This is a genomic window from Pantoea sp. ME81 (assembly GCF_903970985.1).
Lineage (GTDB): Bacteria > Pseudomonadota > Gammaproteobacteria > Enterobacterales > Enterobacteriaceae > Pantoea > Pantoea communis.
This window is the reverse complement of the sequence record NZ_CAJCKS010000007.1, coordinates 21,416-40,635: the sequence shown is the minus strand read 5'-3', so window position 1 is coordinate 40,635 and position 19,220 is coordinate 21,416. Positions and strand designations below refer to the sequence as shown.

The window sequence follows — 19,220 nt, the reverse complement described above, 5'->3', positions numbered from 1 at the left end:
GCACGCGTTGTGGTTCGCTAAGAACCGAAAGTCTTCACGCTTAAATTTCCAACGTTTGTTTTAGGAGCATTTTCATGCGTTCTTCGTCTTTGACGTCGCAAGCGGCGACGTCGGGCTTCGTGCTGCTGTGGGGCAGTGCGGCCATCTTCTCACGCCTTGGTTTGGACAATGCCTCACCCATCGCGCTATTGATTGTGCGCTTCGGTGTGGCGCTGGTTGCATTATTGCTGGTGGGCCTATTTCGGCGTCGCTGGTTACCCGATGCGGGCAGCCGAAAAACGGTGATGTTTACCGGTCTGATTTTGATTGGTGCCTATTCGGTGTGTTATTTCCAGGCGATGGCCGAGGGGGTGACGCCAGGTTTAATCGCCACCATCATGGGCATACAACCGATCCTGACGCTCTGCATTGTGGAAAGGCGCATGCAGGGCACGCGATTACTGGGATTACTGATCGCGTTAGCAGGATTGATACTGCTGGTGTGGCGCAGTCTGGCGGCATCGCAGTTGCCGTTGAGCGGCATTGTCTGCGCTCTCGGCGCACTGCTGTGTATGACGTTTGGTGCCATCATGCAGAAAAAGGTGTCCCAGCATCCCGCGCAGGTACTGCCGCTGCAATACGCGGTGAGCCTGGCGCTGTGTGCTCTACTGCTTCCGGTTCAAGCCTTCCATATCGACTTTACGTTGCACTTCTGGATTTCCGTGCTGTTTCTTGGGGTGATGATCTCGGTGGTGGCGCAGCTGCTGCTGTATCGGCTGCTGAGTGCGGGAAGCATCGTTAACGTCACCAGTTTGTTTTATCTGGTTCCGGTGATAACGGCAGTACTGGATTACCTGTTGTTAGGTAATGCGCTGCCGTGGTCGGGGATGATGGGAATGCTGGCTATTCTGCTCGGCATCATGCTGGTGTTTCGCACACCGCGCCTGAAAACATCGGGGTAAGATCGAACAGGGCGCATCAAAATGGATGCGCCCTTCATCGGGGTTAAACCGTGCCGGTGCCGCCATCAGAACACCAAACCTGTCCCGACGTGAAGCTATTGGTGGTTTCCGCAAACGTCACATACAGCGGCGCGATTTCAGCAGGCTGACCGGGCCGACCCAGTGGCGCGGAAGCGCCAAATTGCTCCACTTTCTCCTGCGGCTGTCCGCCACACACCTGCAATGCAGTCCAGTAAGGGCCGGGTGCCACGGCGTTGACGCGGATTTGGTCTTTACCCAACTGCTTGGCTAAAGCTTTAGTAAAGGCCGCAATCGACGCTTTGGTCTGGGCATAATCCAGCAGGATGGCGCTGGGCTCGTAGGCCTGCACTGACGACGTGTTAATGATCGATGAACCCGCCGGTAGGTACTCCAGCGCCGCCTTCGTGATCCAAAACATGGCATACACGTTAGTCTTAAAGGTCGCATCAAAATCTTCTGTCGAGAGGGTACGAATCGATTCATTGAACTGCTGACGGCCGGCGTTATTGACCAAAATATCCAGACCACCGAGTTTCGTCGCCGCTTCCTTTACCAGTTGCTGGCAAAAGGCTTCGGAGCGAATATCTCCCGGTATGGCAATCGCCTTACGACCTTCCGCTTCAATCAGTTTTATCACCTCTGCCGCATCCTGTTCTTCATCGGGCAGGTAATTTATCGCCACGTCGGCACCCTCACGCGCGTAAGCAATCGCCACCGCACGACCAATCCCGGAATCGCCGCCGGTAATCAGCGCTTTACGACCGGTTAAACGACCAGTGCCACGATAGCTGGTTTCACCATGATCCGGGCGCGGTTCCATTTTTGCCGCCAGCCCAGGAAAATCCTGTAATTGTTTTTTAAAAGGAGGTGTCGGATATTGATGGGTAAGCAGCGTTTTATTTGTCAATGAACTCATCGTAATCTCCATGTTCTTCGCTAGTGATAAATTAAGCCTGGCATAAATGTGATATATGTCACGTCAAAAAATGACCAATTGAAATTTTGCAGCTTAAGCGAGGCGTTATTATAACTGCTGTAATGGAAATAAAAGGCGTGACTGGAATGAGAGGGAGAGAGCAGAATAAGCGCAAGACGTCAGTCATATATCGTCATTGCACTTATTCAATTGCCAGTAGAACGTATTGGCATCCTTGTCGTTGAGGCGACTAGCGCGCCCGGGGCGGATTAAGAACCTTTGTTACTGCTTTTTCCGCCTTTTTTCCCGGCTTCGGAGGCTTTCTCGGGGTTGTCTTTAAAACTACCGCCGCCACTGCTTTGCCCACCTTTTTTACCCGCTTCAGATGCCTTTTGTTTATCATCTGCGAAGTTACCGGAACCGCCTCTATGCTCGGCCATAAAATGCCCTCATTCATGCATTGCGATTACATAATCGTGGATAGCGTCACACGTTATGTCCAGACTGCAGAATTAAGGTTAGTGCCACTGTGAATATTAACAAGCGCGGCGGCAGCTTATAAGTGGATTATCGAGTATTTTTTCGTATCTTATTTTTTAAGCAAATGAATTATGAAGGTTAATAATTAATTATTAATATAATCGAAGCGTATTTAACGCTTCGATTATAAATAAGGCCGATTAACTCGCAGGGATTTGAGTGAAATAGGTCCCGCTATAAGGTATGGGCAGGAAATCATGGAAGATTTGCTTTAACGTTTGCTCGGGTTCGACATCCGCGAACAGCTGAGGATAAAGTGTTTTTGCCATAAATTCCGTTGCCGCGATGTGCCAGGGGCTGAGGTAAAAATTCATCCAGATGACCGCGGAGTGGCCGTTACGTAGCGCGGCTAATTCACGCAATCCGTTTTGCTGCGAGGTCAGTTGGGCGAAGCTGCTTTGCACCGCTGGCAGTGCCACTTCTGGCCCCAGCTTCAGCAAACCCTGCGCCTCGTTATCGCCAAATCCGGTGGCGAAGTAGTAATCCGGTTGCGCCGCGATCACCATTTCTTCGCTCAAGCGACCAAACACCCCATGCTGCGTTTTAGCCGCGATATTATCGCCGCCTGCGGCGTTTAACAGTTCGCCAAGGCTGCCGTTGATGGCGGTGACACAGCACTCATTACGGCGGCCAAGATGCAACTGCAACAACACTGAAGGCTTCGCGCCGTGATAACTGGCCAGCCGATCACGAATCACCTGCATATGTGCGTCATAAAAACGGTTAAAGGCCTGCGCGCGAGCCTGCTGATTCAGCACCTCGCCAAAAATCTCCACGCTGCGACGGGTATTCTTCAGCAGATGCACGCGCAGATCGATTTTCACCACCGGAATATGGGCGGCTTTCAGCATACTCACCAGGCGCAGATCGGCATCATCGTAGCGCGCCAGGCTCGGCAGGATCACCACATCCGGTTTGAGCGCCAGGATCTGCTCAGGATTGATGGCATTCGGGCCGCCTGAACCGAGGGAAGGGATTTTTAACATTTGCGGGAACTGACGCGCAAAACTGTTCCACGTCTGGCTATCGTACTTTTTCAAATCCTGAGGCCAGGCAACGATATGCTGAAAAGGATTGCCCGGTTCCAGCAACGCCAGCGTGTAGAGCATGCGACTTTCGCCCAAGACAATGCGCTGCGGATGGTCAGGGATATCCACCTGATTACCGTCAATATCCGTGACGGTTTTTGCCAGCGCGGCGCTACTAAGCACCAGTAAGAAGCAGGCCAGAACAATCAGCATTGGCCCCCAAAGGGAAGGGGCGCGCCGGGCGCCCGCTTTAACCACAGAATCAGAACTCAACGCTGGCCTCGACCATCAGGTTACGGGTTTCACCCTCACGCACGCGCAAATTGCCGCCGCTGGAGGTGTAATAGTGCTTGTTGAACAGGTTGTTCAGATTCAACTTAAGCTGTGTCTTTTCACCAAACAGCTGATTGTTCCAGGCGATAAAGCTGTCCGCCACCACGTAATCCGGCATCGTGAAGCTATTTTCAGGATCGCCCGCTCGCGAGCCGACATAGCGCGCGCCGCCACCGACGCGGAAATCACCGGGAATGCCGTTGATACTGAGGTTGTGGCTGAGATAGAGCGCGCCCGAATGACGCGGTGCATTTTGCAGCCGATTGCCATTGTTAGCAGAATTTACGCCATCATCAACAATCTCAGCCTTATCGTAGCTGTAGTTAGCGCTGAGATCCCAACCCGGCAATACTTCGCCGTTTAGCTCAAACTCTGCGCCGCTGGAACGCGCTTTATCAATCGCGCGCGTGGAACCGTTAATACTGAGCGACATGTCACGCTCATCAATGCGGTACAGCGCGACGCTGGCGAACAGCTTTGGTGAGATCTGCCATTTACTGCCGACTTCCCAGGTGGTGCCCTGTTCCGGTTTACCAACGTTGCCGTCATCGTCCACATCGGTAGAAGGGGTAAAGGATTTGCTGACGCTGGTATAAAGCGACACATCAGGGGTGATTTTATAGATCAGGCCTGCCTGAGGCAGGAATTTATTGCCTTCGCTGTTCAGTGTTTCCACCACTGGATCGAAGCCTTTGGACGCGCGCTGCTCGTAATGCTGATAGCGACCGCCAAGTACCGCAATCCACTGTTCCGTCAGTGAAATACTGTCTTTGGCGTAAACCGAACGGCTATGAATGCGGTTCAGGTTATTGGCGTTGGCGGTGTTTTCCGTGGTGCTATTGGTCACCGGTGACAGGATATCGTATTGCGGATCGGTAAAATTAAACCCGGTATTGGATTTTCCTTGATACTGATGCGCGCGATAAGTCTGGTTCATCTCATAATCAGTCCCGATCACCACATCGTGGGTCATGCCCAACAGCTGTTGTGAACCGAGCAGATCCCATGAAACGTATTTCGTTTTGTGGTTAAAGCCACGGTTAGCATCGGCACGACGCGTCACGACGCCGGTGGTGGGGTTAATGGCGGTGACGCGCACTTCATTATTGTCATATTGACGCTGATTCCAGCCAAAAGTGACGCGCGTGCTCCAGTCATCATTGAACTGCCAGTCATAGTGCGCATTAAGGGTTTTGTTGTGACCCCAGGCATGATTCGCCTTGTCGTCGAGACGATCTTTGTAGCCGATATCCAGCGGCTTGCCATTAATAAAGGCGGTGCCACGGTCGTAGGGAATATCGTATTGATAATCTTCATAGCTCACCAGGAAGCTGGCTTTTTCACCGTACCACTGCAGCGAAGGCGCGATCAGCGTATGTTTGTCGCTGCCAAAGTTGCGCCAGTAATCCTGATTCTGCTTTTCGGCGATCAAGCGGAAAGCAAAGCCGTTGCCCAGCGGGCCGGTGATATCGACGGTGCCAGCGCCACCACCTTCGCTGGAGGAACGGCCGCTGACTTTGGTGTGCCAGTCATATTGCGGTTTTTTGCTCACCACGTTAATCACACCGCCCGGATTTTGAATGCCATAGAGCAGGGATGCCGAGCCTTTTAGCACTTCGACGCGTTCGGTGGTGGCATCGAAGTTCAGCCCCTGGCTGCTGCGAATGCCATCACGATAGATTGACCCATCAGAGTTGCTGCCAAATCCGCGACGTACAAAACCATCTTCGGTGCCTGCCAGGGTATTGCCCTCTGTGACACCACTGACAAAGCGCATCGCATCAGTGAGACTATCGGCCTGATAGTCTTCCAGCTGTTGTTGGGTCACCACACTCACCGATTGCGCTTCGTTCAGACGCGGCGTGGGCGTTTTGCTGGCGACGGAACTGCTGGTGGCGTTATAGCCTTGCGGGCGACTTTCCTGCGCGGACACCGTCAGGGTGTTACTGCTCTCCGCTGCCAGACTGCCAGCTGCAGTGAAAACGCTGACACCGTATATAGCGGCGATAATGACCGGATGGCATGTGGGTTTAAAAGCGAAAGTTTTGTTGTTATTCATTTAAATAAACCTGGTGTTGGTACGGAATTAATCTCGTCCATGAAACGAAGCTAGGATTAAATTATTTTCAGCAGAGAAAAGTGCATGAAATAAGCATTCTCTGTGGATCGTGCGCCTTAAACTGAGATGGTGTGATGTTATTGAGAATCATTCAAACATGAAAGAATGTAGTAGTAAACGGAAATAATGGCGTGGATACTACAGCAGGAAGAGAGTCCATTAACGCCATTTCCATTTGAGGTTTGATTGTTATAAATACAGCAAAAACAGTTAGATAAATAGATCTCTTGCTGTAATCAAACGTTCCACCCCAAAGGAGCGATAGCGATCAGGGTGCTGGATTAAACAAGAAATATCACTACAATGCCGTGCCTAAATGGGGGACGAAATCACGCCCTGATGATAAACAGGTAAAAAGATGGCCATAAATAAAATTAAAAATCGGGTTGATGTATTAGGTGAACGCTATCGCGCACGCGCTCCGTCATTATCGCTCAGCCTTCAATCCGTCGCGCGATATATCCACGATAATCGTGAGGCAATATTAGATGCCACCGCCATGGAAATAGCGGATGCGACTCATACCTCAGATGCCACCGTGGTGCGTGCCGTTCAGGCATTGGGATTTGCCGGTTTGCGTGATTTGAAAACCACGCTGAAAGCCTGGTTTGGCCCGGCGATGAATTCAGAAGAGAAGATGAGCGCCACCGTCAGCGAGCTGTCGTGTGACATTAATTCGGGGATCGATTTCGTACTGGGTGGCCATAAACGCGCCTGCGATGCCCTCTCGGAACCTCACAATCGGCAAGCGGTGGCGCAGGCTGTCGCGATGTTGATCGACGCGCGACAGGTAGCGCTCTTTGGCATTAATGCTTCAGGGATTTTGGCGGATTACAGTGCTCGGCTGTTCACACGTATTGGTATTCCTGCCGTCACGCTCAATCGTTCGGGTATTGCCCTCGCTGAACAGTTGATCACCTTACAGCGTGGTGATGTGCTGATTATGATGGCGCAGAAATCTGCCCATAAAGAAGGGCTGACTACCCTGAAAGAGGCGAAGCGGCTAGGGATGCCGGTGATTTTGCTGACCAATGCCTTAGATTCTGCCTTTGCCAAAGAAGCGGATGTGGTTATCAATGTGCCGCGCGGTGGGGAGAATGGTCGTATGCCTCTGCATGGCACCGTGCTGGTGTGTCTGGAGATGTTGATTTTGTCGGTGGCTTCAGCGACTTCATCGCGCACGGTAAAAACCATGAAACGCATTCAGGATCTCAATCGGTCGCTAAAGCCCACCAGTAAAAAATAGCGCTATTGACTGCCAGTGGTAGTCGGTCTGGCAGCTTTAACCATTCTGCTGCGCGTGACAAGCCATACCGCCAGCACAATCAGCAATGCACCGCTTATAAAGCCCTGATTGATTTGCTCGTCCAGCACTAACCAGCCCCACAGGATGCCAAAAGGCGGAATCAGGAAGGTGACGGTGAGGGTGCGCAGGGGGCCAATATCGGCCAGCAAACGGAAGTAGATGATGTAAGCCAGCGCGGTGCAAATAAAGCCGACGGCCAGGATACAGGCCCAGACTTCAGGAATGTGCCAGTTCGCCGCCGGCGTTTGTGGCGCGCTGAAGGCAAAGAAAGGCAGCAGGAATAGCGAGGCACCTAACTGGCTGCCGAACGCGACTTTCGTGGCATCAAGCCCACCGCGCGATCCAATCCAGCGCTTAGCGAGAAAGCCGGCAAAACCATAACAGGTGGTGGCGACCAGACAAGCCGCGATGCCGAGCACCAGCGCGTGCGATAGCACCCCTTCGCCAGTGGTACTGATCAACATAATGCCGACAACACCGGCCACCATGCCCAGCACTTTACTCACGGTCAGTTGTTCATTGAAGAACGCCGCACCAATCACGACACCCATTAACGGCGCAGTAGCGTTGAGTATTGCGGAGTAGCCTGCGGGCAGCACGCGAGCGGCAAGGCAATACATCAGGAAAGGTAATCCTGAGTTAATCACACCCAGCAACATTGCCCAACCCAGTTTGCCTTCGAAGCGACGCGGAATGCGCAGTACTGCCATCACGATAATTAAACCCAATGCGCCACATAACACGCGCAAAAAAGCCGTATTTATCGCACCCAGCGCGGGAACGGCAATACGCATAAAAAGAAAACTGGCTCCCCAGATAGCCGCCAGCAGCAAAAGTCGCAACGAGTCCGATGTTCGCATGGTTCAGATTCAATCATTAGCAAGATGGGCTGACATCATAGCAAAAATTCTTAACACTCAAAGCGATGTCGCGGTGCTATGTTACTTCACTGCATCACAAAAAAACGGCGAGGAAATGAATGCATTGGGAGTCTGAAAGGCTGCTGTATCGGCCGATTGAGCGCAAGGATTTGCAGGCGCTTTTTCGCATCTATGGCGATGCACGAACACATCTATTTAACCCACGCGGGCCTTATCCAAGCCTTGATCATGCGCGAGAAGTGTTATTACGCAGAATCAAAGACCGCGCTATTCATGGTTTCGATGACTGGGTCATCATGGAGAAAAGCGATCCTCAACACGTGATTGGTTTCGGTGGCGTTTTCGTTAGCGAATTTAACGGTCGCAGAACCAATAATCTCGGTTACCGTTTTGAACCGGATGCCTGGGGAAAAGGCTATGCGACAGAACTCGCGCATCGCGCTATCCGCCACGGTTTTGAAGATCTAAAACTGAAAGAAATTGTCGGTGTGGTGAGAGAAAACCACACCGCATCACGCCGCGTACTGGAAAAGGTCGGGATGACTTTCCTCGAAAGGGTGTTTAATCCGCAAGATCCGCCCGCCAGTTTGATGTTCACCATCACACGCCAACAATGGAGAGAAAGAAATGGAACAGGTCATTAGAGAACTCACTGCAGAGGATTACGCACAGTGGAAATCGCTGTGGTTGGGCTATCTCGACTTTTATGTCAGTGAGGTCACGGAAGAAGTCACCAATACGACATTTCAACGATTGGTTGCGGAAGGCGAACCGATGCATTGTCTGGTGGCGGAGGAGCAGGGCAAATTGACTGGGCTGGTGCATTTTATTTGCCATCGCAGCACCTGGACCCTGGGTGACTATTGTTACCTGCAGGATCTGTTCGTCAGCCCAGACGGGCGTAAACAAGGTACGGGTCGCGCGTTAATCGCAGCGGTGAATGCTGCCGCTGAGGCGTTGAACTGCTCGAAAGTGTATTGGATGACGCGCGAGAATAATTACCGCGCCCGAGCGCTGTATGATCAGGTCGCGACGAAGACTGATTTTGTGCAATACCGTGTTGCACCCTAATCAGCAATTTCACTCACACCGCTTGTCAATTCTTCCTACCATCCTGTACCATTTGGGAATCGATCATTTCCTAAATGGTATTTCCCCTAGCGCAAACTCAAATCTTGATACGAGAACGCGGCCAACCATGCCAGCCCAGGAACGATTATGTTTTCGACCTATCCGACCAAAAATTTGACCAATTAGGAAGTAACCATTTCCAATTTTAGGAGTAACGGATGAATGCCTCAGAATTAAAAATAACATCGCGCTGGTCACAACCTGTCACCAACCTGCCTGATTTTTCCCATCATTACGCCACGGTAGACGGTGTTCGCATCCACTACGTTAGCGGCGGCAACCCACAAGGTGAAACCCTGGTGCTGTTAGCCGGGTTCCCGCAAAGCTGGTTTGCGTGGCGCAAGGTAATGGCTCTGCTTGGCGATCGTTACTTCATTATCGCGCCCGATCTCCCCGGTCAGGGGGATTCCGATAAGCCTTACAGCGGCTATGACACCACTTCTCTGGCAGAAAAAGTACAGGGCCTGCTGCTGCAACTGAACATCCATCACTACTATCTTGCGGCGCATGATGTCGGTGCGTGGGTGGCCTGGCCGTTTGCCCTGCGTTATGCCAATCAGATAAAAAAACTGGCACTGCTTGACGCCGGCATTCCGGGCGTGACCTTGCCGGATGCGCTGCCTGCCACGCCCGATAAGGCCTGGAAAACCTGGCATTTCGCCTTCCATCTGCTGCCGGATCTGCCTGAAGCCTTAATTGCCGGGCGCGAAGAGATCTATCTGGATTGGTTCCTGAAACGCAAAGCCGTCAGCCCAATGGTTTTTGACGCGGAAGATATGGCGGAATATGTGCGCTTGTTGCAACAGAACGGGGCATTGCGCGCAGGTATGGCGGCCTATCGCGAGGTGAGCGTCTCGGCGGAACAAAACCGTGCATGGCTGCATGATAACGGCAAACTGACGGTGCCGTTGCTGGCGGTCAGTGCCGATCAGGGTTCGATCCCCGATATGGCGATTCCGCTTCAGGAGTTTGCGGCTGAGGTTTCAGGCATCAAAATCGCGCACTGCGGTCACTTCATCCCGGATGAGCAACCGCAGGCGCTGGCTGAAGCACTGCGCGAGTTTTTTAGTTAGTTGCGCAGACTGGCGATCTCCACACGTTGACCACTGGCAGATGAGCGCACCATCGCTTCAATGATTTGCTGATTCTCCAGGCCAAAGCGGAAATCCGGGAAACAACCGGCTTCGCTGCTGAGGCCTTTAATCAGGTCGTAAATTTCGATCACTTTCACATCGAAGTATCCCAGGCCACCGCCTGCGAAATCGAAGCCAAAGAAGCCACCAAACTGCTCGACCTGAGAACCGGCATAAATGGTTTTAAAGCCGCGATCGTGTTTCGCATCGCCATAACGTGCAATCTTCAGTTCGTTAAAGCGCTCACCGTCCATGATGATGGTGCCTTCGGTGCCCGAGATTTCCCAGGCAATGCCGAACACTTTTCCTGCGGAGATGCGTGAAGATTCAATCACGCCACCGGCGCGGTTCTCGAAAGTGACGAGCGCCTGGAACTGATCGTCGTTTTCCACTTTCAAACGCGCCGCCTGTTTATCTGCCTGGGCACCATAGCCTGAACCACCACCTGCAGCAGGACGCGTGTCAATAAACAGCTGCTCCTGTCCTACCACGCTCTTGATCGGCCCCATCAAATATTGCGCCACGCTCACCACGTGTGAGCCTAAGTCACCTAGTGAGCCAGACCCGGCCTGTTCGCGCGAGCAACGCCAACTCCATGGCAGCTCGGGATCGTTGAAAAATCCCTGATCGAACCAGCCACGGAAGCGTGTCGGTGTGCCGATGTCACCGCGATCGATCATCTGCTTCGCCAACTGCGCTGCCGGCGTTTTGATGTTATTGAACGCCATGATGGTTTTCACACCTGCTCGCTCAGCTTCCTGGGTCAGGGTTTGCGCTTCCTGCAACGAAACGGTGAGCGGCTTTTCGCAGTAGACGTGTTTACCTGCACGAATCGCGGCCAGCGCCATGTCGAAGTGCATGCTATTAGGCGTGGTGATATCAACAATATCGATTTCAGGGTTGTTCACCAGCGACTGCCAGTCCGCCGTGCTGTGTTGAAAGCCGTAGCGTCGAGCCGCTTCTTCAGCCAGTGCAGGTGTGACATCTGCTAGCGTATGCAGAACGGGTTGCAGCGCCAGGTTGCGATACAGTAAACCCGCGCGACGCCACGCATCGGCATGTGCCTGGCCCATAAAGCCTGAACCGATCAGGCCAACATTCAGTGTTTTTCCAGCCATCAGCGGCTCCTTAAGCGTTTACAGGTAAAATGTGTTGGGCAACAAAACGTTGTGCGCGAGTTACGGTCTCTAACGGGGGCGCTTTCGCCGGATCCTGCTCGGCTTCCACCACCATCCAGCCCTGATAACCGCTGCGAGCGATAAACTCTGCCAGCGGTCGATAATCAATGCCGCCGTCGCCTGGCACGGTAAACATCCCTGCGAGCACGGCTTCGTTGAAAGTCATACCGCTGGCTCGCACCTGTTGCAGGCGATCCAACCGCACATCTTTTAGATGGATGTGGCAAATGCGGTCAGCGAATTCCTCAATAAGTTGCGTATAGGAGAATCCGGCAGCGGTGGCGTGACCGGTATCCAATAACAGGCCAACGGCGGGCGAACAGGTATTTAACAGCGCACGAATTTCCGGCAGTGTTTCGGCCACCATCATGAGATGGTGGTGATAGGCGAGGCGTAAACCGTATCGATCAAACAAGGCTTCGGCAAAGCGGGAAAGACGATCGGCATAGTCGGCGACCTGACTCTCCGGCAACAAACGTCGGGTGCTCAGTGGCACATCCAGCGCGTTGTCAGCCATCCAGCCGCATTCGCCGTACACCATCACGTTGGCGCCATTTTCCTGCAGCAGGGCGGCATGGTTGTGCACTGCATCCAGCTCCTGCTCAACGCTGCGTTCGGTGAGAAATCCGTCATGCCAGCCTGACACCAGTTGCAGTTGATGTTGTGCCAACAGCTGCTTCAATGCACCCGGCTCGCGCGGGAATATGCGACTTAGCTCGACGCCCTGAAATCCGGCCTGTTTCGCTTCTTTCAAACAGTGTTCGGCCGAGGTCCCTGCGCCGAGGTATTGCAGCACTTCATTGACCCAGGAGAGTGGGCTGACGCCGAGTTGAGGTGCGGGGTGACCTGTGCGGTAAAACGCTTCTTTGATCATCGGTTATATCCTGTAGGGGAGATAGCGATGAAATTAGCGGATGCGATGTGCAGCGGCGAGCGGTTATTTGACGGAAAACCATCAAAATTTGCAGGCTTAACGTCAAAAAAATATTGATGTGATTTTGGATGGAAATTGATGGGTTAACAGGGAGATAGGAATGCAAGTCAATAGAGGTGGCCCTTAGAAGGCCACCCATCAGGACTCAGAACGACAGGGTGACGCCAGCGTAATAGGCGCGGCCCGGTTCGTTGTAAGTTGAAGCACCTTCATCTTCACGATAAATGCGCTTATCAAACAGGTTGTTAATACCCACATTAGCACGCAAATTTTTAGTGATGTCGTAATTGAGGTTCAAGCCGACAATGGAATATGGCTTGATTTCACGTTGTGAAAGACCTCCAGGTCTTCCCTCGATAACTGTTTCTGCATTTTGGCGCGGTTTTTGGCGGCCATACTGCGTCCAGTTGATATTGGCGCTAAGGCTATCAGTTGCTTGCCACTCTAATTGTGAGTTGATAGTAAATTCAGGAATGACCGATAGAGGATTTCCGGTCTTCTTACTTTCTGAACGGAACATGTAAGTCGCATTAGACCGCCACTCAAGTGTGTCCGCAATCAATGGAATAGTCAGGTTCCCTTCCAGCCCCTCTACAATGGCTTTGCCTCCATTCTCCCACTGAAGCACGTTGTAAGTACCATTGGTGTAGACAACATCAGTACCGGATACAATTTTGTTTTTGTAATCGTTACGGAAGTAGGTGATACCCGCGACATAACCCGCGTGGTTAAACTCTAGTCCCACTTCTTTATTGACGCTCACTTCAGGATCGAGATTGTCATTCCCTAATAAATAACATTGGGATAGGCCAATTGGGCAGCCATTGCCACGTGTTGATAGTAGGTAGCCGGGAGTTGATTGATATAAGTTAGGCGCCTTGAATGCCCTCGCAATACCCGCTTTGAGCGTAAAATAGTCGCCCAATCCTTGCGAAATATTCAGGCTTGGACTCCAGTTAGCGCCAAAAGCGTCATGATAATCAAAGCGTAAACCCGGAATAATTTCAGTGCTGTCAGTGGCGGCAATATTATCTTCAAAATAAAGAGAACTTATCGTGGCGGAGTTAGTACTGCTGCGCTGAGACGGATCGCCTGAACTACCAGGCAAGTAAAGGTTTGTACTTGCAGATTGCATTGACGCAGGGTCATTAAGCTCATCGCGGTTCCATTCCGCTCCCAACGTCACGGTTTGGTCCACCAATAATTCCAGTGGGAAGTTTATTTCTCCGCCAGCACGATAACTTTCCAGACGACTGGTCGAATAAACATCACTGTTGATCATCCCTTCAACGCTTCCGGCCGTGCCTTCTTTCAAGCGAGTGTTATTGGTCTTCTCGTAGTTGAAATTAAGTTTGGATGTGCCCCAATCCCAGATACCGTTATGAGTGACGCCATAGCTCTGACGATATAAGCGGTTTGTTTCACTGCCGTACAGAGATTCAACTAAACCACCTGCACTGCTATTTCCATTGCTGTTCTGCGTGTCGCCCGCATAGATATTGCCCTGACGGCTATAGCCGTAGGAGAAATCAACGATCTGAGTAGGGGTGATTTTCCATGACAGTACACCGTTAATATCTTTATTACGTACCCCTTCCCGTCCCGCAGCATAAGAGCCGTTTTGAGCGGTATTGATATCATAAGCATCCGCATCGGTGCGGTTGATATTGCCATACAGACGCATGGTTAACGCATCGCCAGCCAGCGGGCCACTCAAATTGAAGTTGGCGCGACGCGTGTCACCCTCTTTACTGTTTTCGGGCTGATTGGTGAACAGTGACAGCGATCCATGCCAGTCATTGGTCGGGCGCTTAGTGATGATGTTCACCACGCCGCCAGCCGCACCGGAACCGTAACGCGCGGCAGCTGGGCCGCGAATCACTTCAATACGTTCTACCATCTCCGCGGGCACCCAGTTGGTATCACCACGCGAGTCACGTTCGCCGCGCCAGCTGTAACGCACGGAGTTACGCGAACTGACCGGCACGCCATCTATCAGGATTAAGGTGTTTTCCGGGCCCATGCCGCGAATATCAATCTGGCGGTTGTTGCCACGACTACCGCTGGCCCCGTTACCGGTCAGGTTGACGCCCGGCATTTTGCGGATGATATCGGAGAGGTCGTTAACCGGTGGGCTTTTCTTAATGTCCTCAGCGGTAATAGTGGAAACGCCAGGCTGTTGTTTCAGACCCTGTTCTGCAGTGACGATCATTGATTCATCGTCAGCCAGTTTTTCCGTGGGTTCTGCGGCATAAGCAGGTGAGGTGAGCAAGGCTGCCACAATCAGTGCAAGAGGGCGCTTCCTGACATACAAAGTTACATTCACTTAAATCTTCTCCCTGAAGTATTAACATATGTAAGCAAATGCGCATGATAATGAGAATGTTTCTCATTGTATATGCGGCGAACCGGCGTCTCCTTTTTTTCTCCATGATTGGTGCTAAATGCGGGGGAAACGTGAAGAAACGTAAAGCCAGAGTGACGTTTGTGCTTAAAAAACGTTGCGGAGGAAAAGCGTTCATCAAACTGTCATCAATTCCTTGCAAATCAGTAGACTAAAATCAGTGATAACGCACAGTAACTACATGGGGATCCGTTTAGCTTCGAGCCTGCACCAAAAAAGGGTGCCTGGGACTTTCATAAATCAAGGAGAAAGTGTGCGCCAGATCATACAAACCTTTACATTACTGCTGCTGATTTCGTTCACTATTCCTGTCGTCAGAGCCGCCGATAAGATGGATTTCTGGCTGCAACCTCAACATGGCGGCAACAGTTTTAATCGCATTCCACCCAATACTGCTTATTTCAATGCTCTCCACACTTACGGTGCCTCTTGGGTGCGGCTCTCCTGGGATAAATGGCCCACCCAACAGCGTGATTTTCTGCTGGGCAGTGCGGATCGCTACCAGGGATTAGTGGCGGAAGATGTCGCCACTTTGAGAAATGTGCTGGATAACGCTGAGGCAGCAGGGTTGAAAGTGGTGATTACGCCGCTTTCCTTACCCGGCATGCGCTGGTCACAAAATAACGGGGGACAGTTCGACGACCGGCTGTGGCAAGACAACGCTTTCTGGCAGCAAAGTGCCCGTTATTGGCGCGACCTTGCGGCCGCATTGCAAGACCACCCTGCAGTAGCGGCATACAACATCATTAATGAACCCGCGCCGGAGAAAATGGGCGGTCTGGACGAACATGCGTCTGCCGCAACCATGAAAAGTTGGTATCTGCAGCAAAAGGGTACCGCGCGCGATTTACCAGGGTTTTACCGCACCGTGATTGCGGCGATTCGCGAAGTCGATCAGCAGACGCCGGTGATGGTCGACAGTGGCTGGTACGCTGCCGCCGATGCCTTCACGTATTGGCCACAGCCGCTCGAAGATAAACGGGTGTTATATAGCGTGCACATGTATGAGCCTTATTCCGCCACCAGTGCACCGAATGCCAAACGCAAAGCGCCCTGGCCTTACCCGGGTAAAGTCCCGTTTGCGGGATTGCAGCAACAGTGGGATGCACAACGCGTAGCAGAATATTTAGCGCTACCGTTTGAGTGGGCGAAATCGCACGGTGTGGCCCGCCATCAAATGGTGGTCGGTGAGTTCGGTTGTGTCCGCACCTTACCAGGGTGCACGCAATATCTGGAGGATGTGTTAAAGGTGCTGGATCAGCAGCAGTCGCACTGGGCGTTTTACAGCTTCCGGGAAGACAGCTGGGATGGGATGGATTACGAATTGGGCGACAAGAAAGTACCGTGGCAATACTGGCAGGCTGCGGAGCAAAATTTACCCGATACCGTTCCACGCCATGCGACGAAAGAGTTTGAGCCTATACGCAAACGCTTAGAACGATAGTGTCTTGCTAAGAAGAAAACGATCATAAGCCATGGTTAAAGCAGGCTGCCGAATACCTGACAAAATCTGAATACCTTACCTGATACCGCGCCATCGCTGGCGCGGTCATCCCCGTCACCACGGGCGCCGAGTTCTATTCCCGAAATCTGGCAATAGATATCCGTTTTTCGCATTTGTGATCGCTGCACATCTTACTGAGAATGGCTGCGGGACGTTCAGAGGATGACAATTTCTTTCCGCTGTGAGGTGAGAAAGAAGAAAAATACATCGCTACCTCAACGCCTTTTCCCGACAGGGAAACATTTATATATATCAGGAGAAGGTTCCAGTGAAACTCGCCAAAGGTATCACCTTGCTTGCACTTGCATTGAGTGCACACACCGCGTTTGCCGCCGATCAATCCGTCCCGACTGACAGTTCACTCCATGTTAAGGCCGACCCGGCACTGAAAAGCCTGCTGCCGGCGGATGTGGTTAAGCGCGGCTATATCGTGGCAGGAACCAACCCCAACACGCCGCCGACCACTTTCTATAAAGAAGACAACAAAACCCTGGCCGGACGTGAAATTGACGTGATGAACGCCGTGGGCGAACGCTTAGGGATCCAGGTCCAGTGGCGTGACACCGGCGGTTTCGACAATATCATTCCCGGCCTGAAAACCGGCCGTTACGATGTTGCGCTCTCGAACATTAATGCCACCGCGACCCGCGCCAAAATTATCGATTTCGTGAGCTATTACGATGCCAGCCTGTTGGGCATTATTTCGCGCAAAGATGCCAATGTGGTACCGTTCAAAACCCTGGACGCCGTGTGCGGCCTGGAAGTTGGCGCAGGTTCAGGCACCACGCAGGTGACGCGTCTGGAAGAAGCTAGCAAAGCCTGTGAAGCAGCGGGTAAAAAACCGATCAAAGTATCCGTATTCCCGGATCGTCCAGCCGGTGTTCAGGCTGTCGTCAGCGGTCGCGTACCGATGTTCCTCGGCCCGTACGAAGGTCTGCTGTGGCAGGCGAAGGTGATTAAACCTATCACCCTGAGCGGCGAAATCACCGTGCATGACGCGCCTGTTTCTGTGGCTTTCCCGAAAGATTCTGCGCTGGAGCCTGCGGTGCAAGCGGCACTTAACTCGCTGATTAAAGATGGTAGCTACCAGAAGATCCTCGACAACTGGGGCATCGGTTTTGGCGCGGTTAAAGAATCCAAACGTAACCAGGAAATCTTTCAATGAGTGAGGTACGTGACCACACCGATGATTTGAAAATTGTCGGCAAACGTTACTACGGACGCTGGCTGAGTGCGCTGGTGGTGCTGTTGTGCGTCGTGGCAATGGCGCACTCGATGATTAACAATCCACGCTTCGAATGGAGCGTGATTGCGGAAAATTTCACCGGCGAATCGATCTTGCAGGGCGTATTAATGACGCTGCAACTGACGGCGATTTCGGTGGTGCTGGGCTTTGCGTTTGGTACGGTGCTGGCGCTGATGCGCCTCTCATCCAACCCCGTGCTGGTGGGCGTGAGTTGGTTCTATACCTGGTTCTTCCGGGGTGTGCCGATGCTGGTGCAGCTGTTCCTGTGGTACAACATTGCCGCGCTCTATCCAACGATTTCACTCTCTATTCCCGGATTGGGGGAGCTGTGGAGTACCCAGTCTAATGCGTTGGTAAGTCCATTCAGTGCGGCAGTGATCGCGCTGGTGATGCATCAATCTGCCTATGCCGCAGAAATTGTGCGTGCCGGTATCCAAAGCGTAGGAAACGGACAACTGGAAGCCGCACGTGCGCTGGGTTACCGCCCCGCGCAGATTTTCCGACACACGGTGTTGCCACAGGCGATGCGCGCCATCATGCCACCTGCCGGAAATGAAATTATCGGTCAGTTGAAAACCACTGCCGTCGTCTCAGTCATTTCGCTGCAGGATGTGCTGTTTTCCGCGCAGATCATTTATCAGCGTACCTATGAAGTGATCCCGCTGCTGCTGGTGGCGACGCTGTGGTATCTGCTGATGACCTCGGTACTGTCGATTGGTCAGTTCTACGTTGAACGCTATTTTGGTCGTGGCGTTACGCGTCGTGAAAAACACAGCCTGTTTAAATCCTTGCCGGGCTTTAGCGCGCAAAAACCTGAAAGGAGCGTAAGCAATGGCTGAAGCGATCGCCTTACGTAAAGTCACTAAACGCTTCTCTGGCGTCACGATTCTGGACGAAGTGAATCTGGATATTCCTGCCGGTTCTGTCACGGTCATTCTTGGGCCTTCTGGTTCGGGGAAATCCACCTTGCTGCGCTGCATCAACCACCTGGAAAAACTGGATGGCGGCACCATTCGGATTGGTGGCGAAATCATTGGTTACAAGCAGAAAGGCCAGGCGCTGCATGAGTTAAGCAGCAGTGAGATTGCGCGTCAGCGTGCGCAAATTGGCATGGTGTTCCAGCAGTTCAACCTGTTCCCGCACCGCACTGTTTTGCAGAACATCGTGGATGCGCCGATGCGCGTGAAAAAGCAGAACCGCCAACAGGCGACCAGCAAAGCGCTGTCACTGCTTAAGCAGGTGGGGCTGGCAGGGCGCGAAGAGGAGTGGCCGCAGAATCTTTCCGGCGGACAGCAACAGCGTGTGGCCATTGCGCGCGCGCTGGCGATGGACCCGGGTGTGATGCTGTTCGATGAGCCGACATCGGCGCTTGACCCGGAACTGGTGGGCGAAGTGTTGCAAGTGATTAAGCAACTGGCGCACTCCGGCATCACCATGGTAATTGTGACGCACGAGATTGGTTTTGCGCGCGAGGTTGCCGACAACATTGTCTTTATGGAAGACGGCAAAATCGTGGCGGCCGGACCGACTCAGCAAGTCCTCGACGACCCGGAAAACGGGCGCGTAAGAAACTTTATTGCAACGGTGCTTTAAGCACCGTTTTTC

17 protein-coding genes are annotated in these 19,220 nt (G+C 52.5%); 9 read left to right on the top strand and 8 right to left on the bottom strand.

Features of this window, described 5'->3' with window-relative positions; genetic code table 11:
• The first annotated feature begins 68 nt into the window (after positions 1–68).
• Positions 69–941, top strand: coding sequence for a DMT family transporter (locus H7A81_RS02615; RefSeq protein WP_182056660.1), 873 nt, complete (start codon positions 69–71; stop codon positions 939–941).
• 43 nt (positions 942–984) lie between these two features.
• On the opposite strand, the gene H7A81_RS02610 is transcribed toward H7A81_RS02615, so the two are convergent.
• The 4 genes from H7A81_RS02610 to H7A81_RS02595 form a co-directional block, all read right to left on the bottom strand.
• Entirely contained in the window at positions 985–1,878 is an 894-nt protein-coding gene (locus H7A81_RS02610) for an SDR family oxidoreductase (RefSeq protein ID WP_182056645.1), read from the bottom strand.
• Positions 1,879–2,147: 269 nt separating this feature from the next.
• Positions 2,148–2,318 (bottom strand): KGG domain-containing protein, encoded by a 171-nt coding sequence (locus tag H7A81_RS02605; RefSeq protein WP_034827492.1) that lies wholly within the window; start codon positions 2,316–2,318, stop codon positions 2,148–2,150.
• A gap of 240 nt (positions 2,319–2,558) precedes the next feature.
• A complete protein-coding gene (locus H7A81_RS02600) occupies positions 2,559–3,659 on the bottom strand; it encodes an ABC transporter substrate-binding protein (protein WP_182056644.1) in 1,101 nt (366 codons plus the stop codon).
• 49 nt (positions 3,660–3,708) lie between these two features.
• Positions 3,709–5,838 carry a TonB-dependent siderophore receptor gene (locus H7A81_RS02595; RefSeq protein ID WP_182056643.1) on the bottom strand — a complete coding sequence of 710 codons (2,130 nt, stop codon included), beginning with the start codon at positions 5,836–5,838 and terminating at the stop codon, positions 3,709–3,711.
• A gap of 418 nt (positions 5,839–6,256) precedes the next feature.
• Here H7A81_RS02595 and H7A81_RS02590 point away from each other — a divergent pair, with 418 nt between their 5' ends.
• Complete coding sequence (locus tag H7A81_RS02590; RefSeq protein ID WP_182056642.1) at positions 6,257–7,144, top strand: MurR/RpiR family transcriptional regulator; 888 nt, start codon at positions 6,257–6,259, stop codon at positions 7,142–7,144.
• 2 nt (positions 7,145–7,146) lie between these two features.
• Here the strand turns inward: H7A81_RS02590 and H7A81_RS02585 are convergent, their stop codons facing one another.
• Entirely contained in the window at positions 7,147–8,064 is a 918-nt protein-coding gene (locus H7A81_RS02585; protein WP_182056641.1) for a DMT family transporter, read from the bottom strand.
• A gap of 119 nt (positions 8,065–8,183) precedes the next feature.
• Between H7A81_RS02585 and H7A81_RS02580 the strand changes: the two genes are divergently transcribed.
• From H7A81_RS02580 to H7A81_RS02570, 3 genes are all read left to right on the top strand, one after another.
• On the top strand, positions 8,184–8,729 hold the full coding sequence (locus H7A81_RS02580; RefSeq protein ID WP_182056640.1) for a GNAT family N-acetyltransferase: 546 nt from the start codon (positions 8,184–8,186) through the stop codon (positions 8,727–8,729).
• The gene (locus H7A81_RS02575; RefSeq protein WP_182056639.1) at positions 8,713–9,156 is read left to right on the top strand and encodes a GNAT family N-acetyltransferase; all 444 of its coding nucleotides are present in this window, start codon (positions 8,713–8,715) and stop codon (positions 9,154–9,156) included. Before H7A81_RS02580 ends, H7A81_RS02575 begins: the two co-directional genes overlap by 17 nt.
• Positions 9,157–9,374: 218 nt before the next feature.
• Positions 9,375–10,289 carry an alpha/beta fold hydrolase gene (locus H7A81_RS02570; RefSeq protein WP_182056638.1) on the top strand — a complete coding sequence of 305 codons (915 nt, stop codon included), beginning with the start codon at positions 9,375–9,377 and terminating at the stop codon, positions 10,287–10,289.
• Here H7A81_RS02570 and H7A81_RS02565 read toward each other — a convergent pair.
• The 3 genes from H7A81_RS02565 to H7A81_RS02555 form a co-directional block, all read right to left on the bottom strand.
• Positions 10,286–11,467: a Gfo/Idh/MocA family protein gene (locus tag H7A81_RS02565; RefSeq protein ID WP_097117803.1), complete on the bottom strand. Its 1,182-nt coding sequence runs from the start codon at positions 11,465–11,467 to the stop codon at positions 10,286–10,288. The genes H7A81_RS02570 and H7A81_RS02565 overlap by 4 nt on opposite strands.
• Before the next feature lie 10 nt (positions 11,468–11,477).
• On the bottom strand, positions 11,478–12,401 hold the full coding sequence (iolE, locus tag H7A81_RS02560) for a myo-inosose-2 dehydratase (protein WP_182056637.1): 924 nt from the start codon (positions 12,399–12,401) through the stop codon (positions 11,478–11,480).
• Positions 12,402–12,606: 205 nt separating this feature from the next.
• Entirely contained in the window at positions 12,607–14,787 is a 2,181-nt protein-coding gene (locus tag H7A81_RS02555; protein WP_304622182.1) for a TonB-dependent siderophore receptor, read from the bottom strand.
• 331 nt (positions 14,788–15,118) lie between these two features.
• Between H7A81_RS02555 and H7A81_RS02550 the strand changes: the two genes are divergently transcribed.
• From H7A81_RS02550 to H7A81_RS02535, 4 genes are all read left to right on the top strand, one after another.
• On the top strand, positions 15,119–16,309 hold the full coding sequence (locus H7A81_RS02550) for a glycoside hydrolase family 5 protein (RefSeq protein ID WP_255478873.1): 1,191 nt from the start codon (positions 15,119–15,121) through the stop codon (positions 16,307–16,309).
• A gap of 328 nt (positions 16,310–16,637) precedes the next feature.
• Positions 16,638–17,534: an ABC transporter substrate-binding protein gene (locus H7A81_RS02545; protein ID WP_182056635.1), complete on the top strand. Its 897-nt coding sequence runs from the start codon at positions 16,638–16,640 to the stop codon at positions 17,532–17,534.
• Complete coding sequence (locus H7A81_RS02540; protein ID WP_182056634.1) at positions 17,531–18,454, top strand: amino acid ABC transporter permease; 924 nt, start codon at positions 17,531–17,533, stop codon at positions 18,452–18,454. The genes H7A81_RS02545 and H7A81_RS02540 overlap by 4 nt, the downstream gene beginning before the upstream one ends.
• On the top strand, positions 18,447–19,208 hold the full coding sequence (locus H7A81_RS02535; protein ID WP_058961754.1) for an amino acid ABC transporter ATP-binding protein: 762 nt from the start codon (positions 18,447–18,449) through the stop codon (positions 19,206–19,208). Before H7A81_RS02540 ends, H7A81_RS02535 begins: the two co-directional genes overlap by 8 nt.
• Positions 19,209–19,220 lie beyond the last annotated feature (12 nt).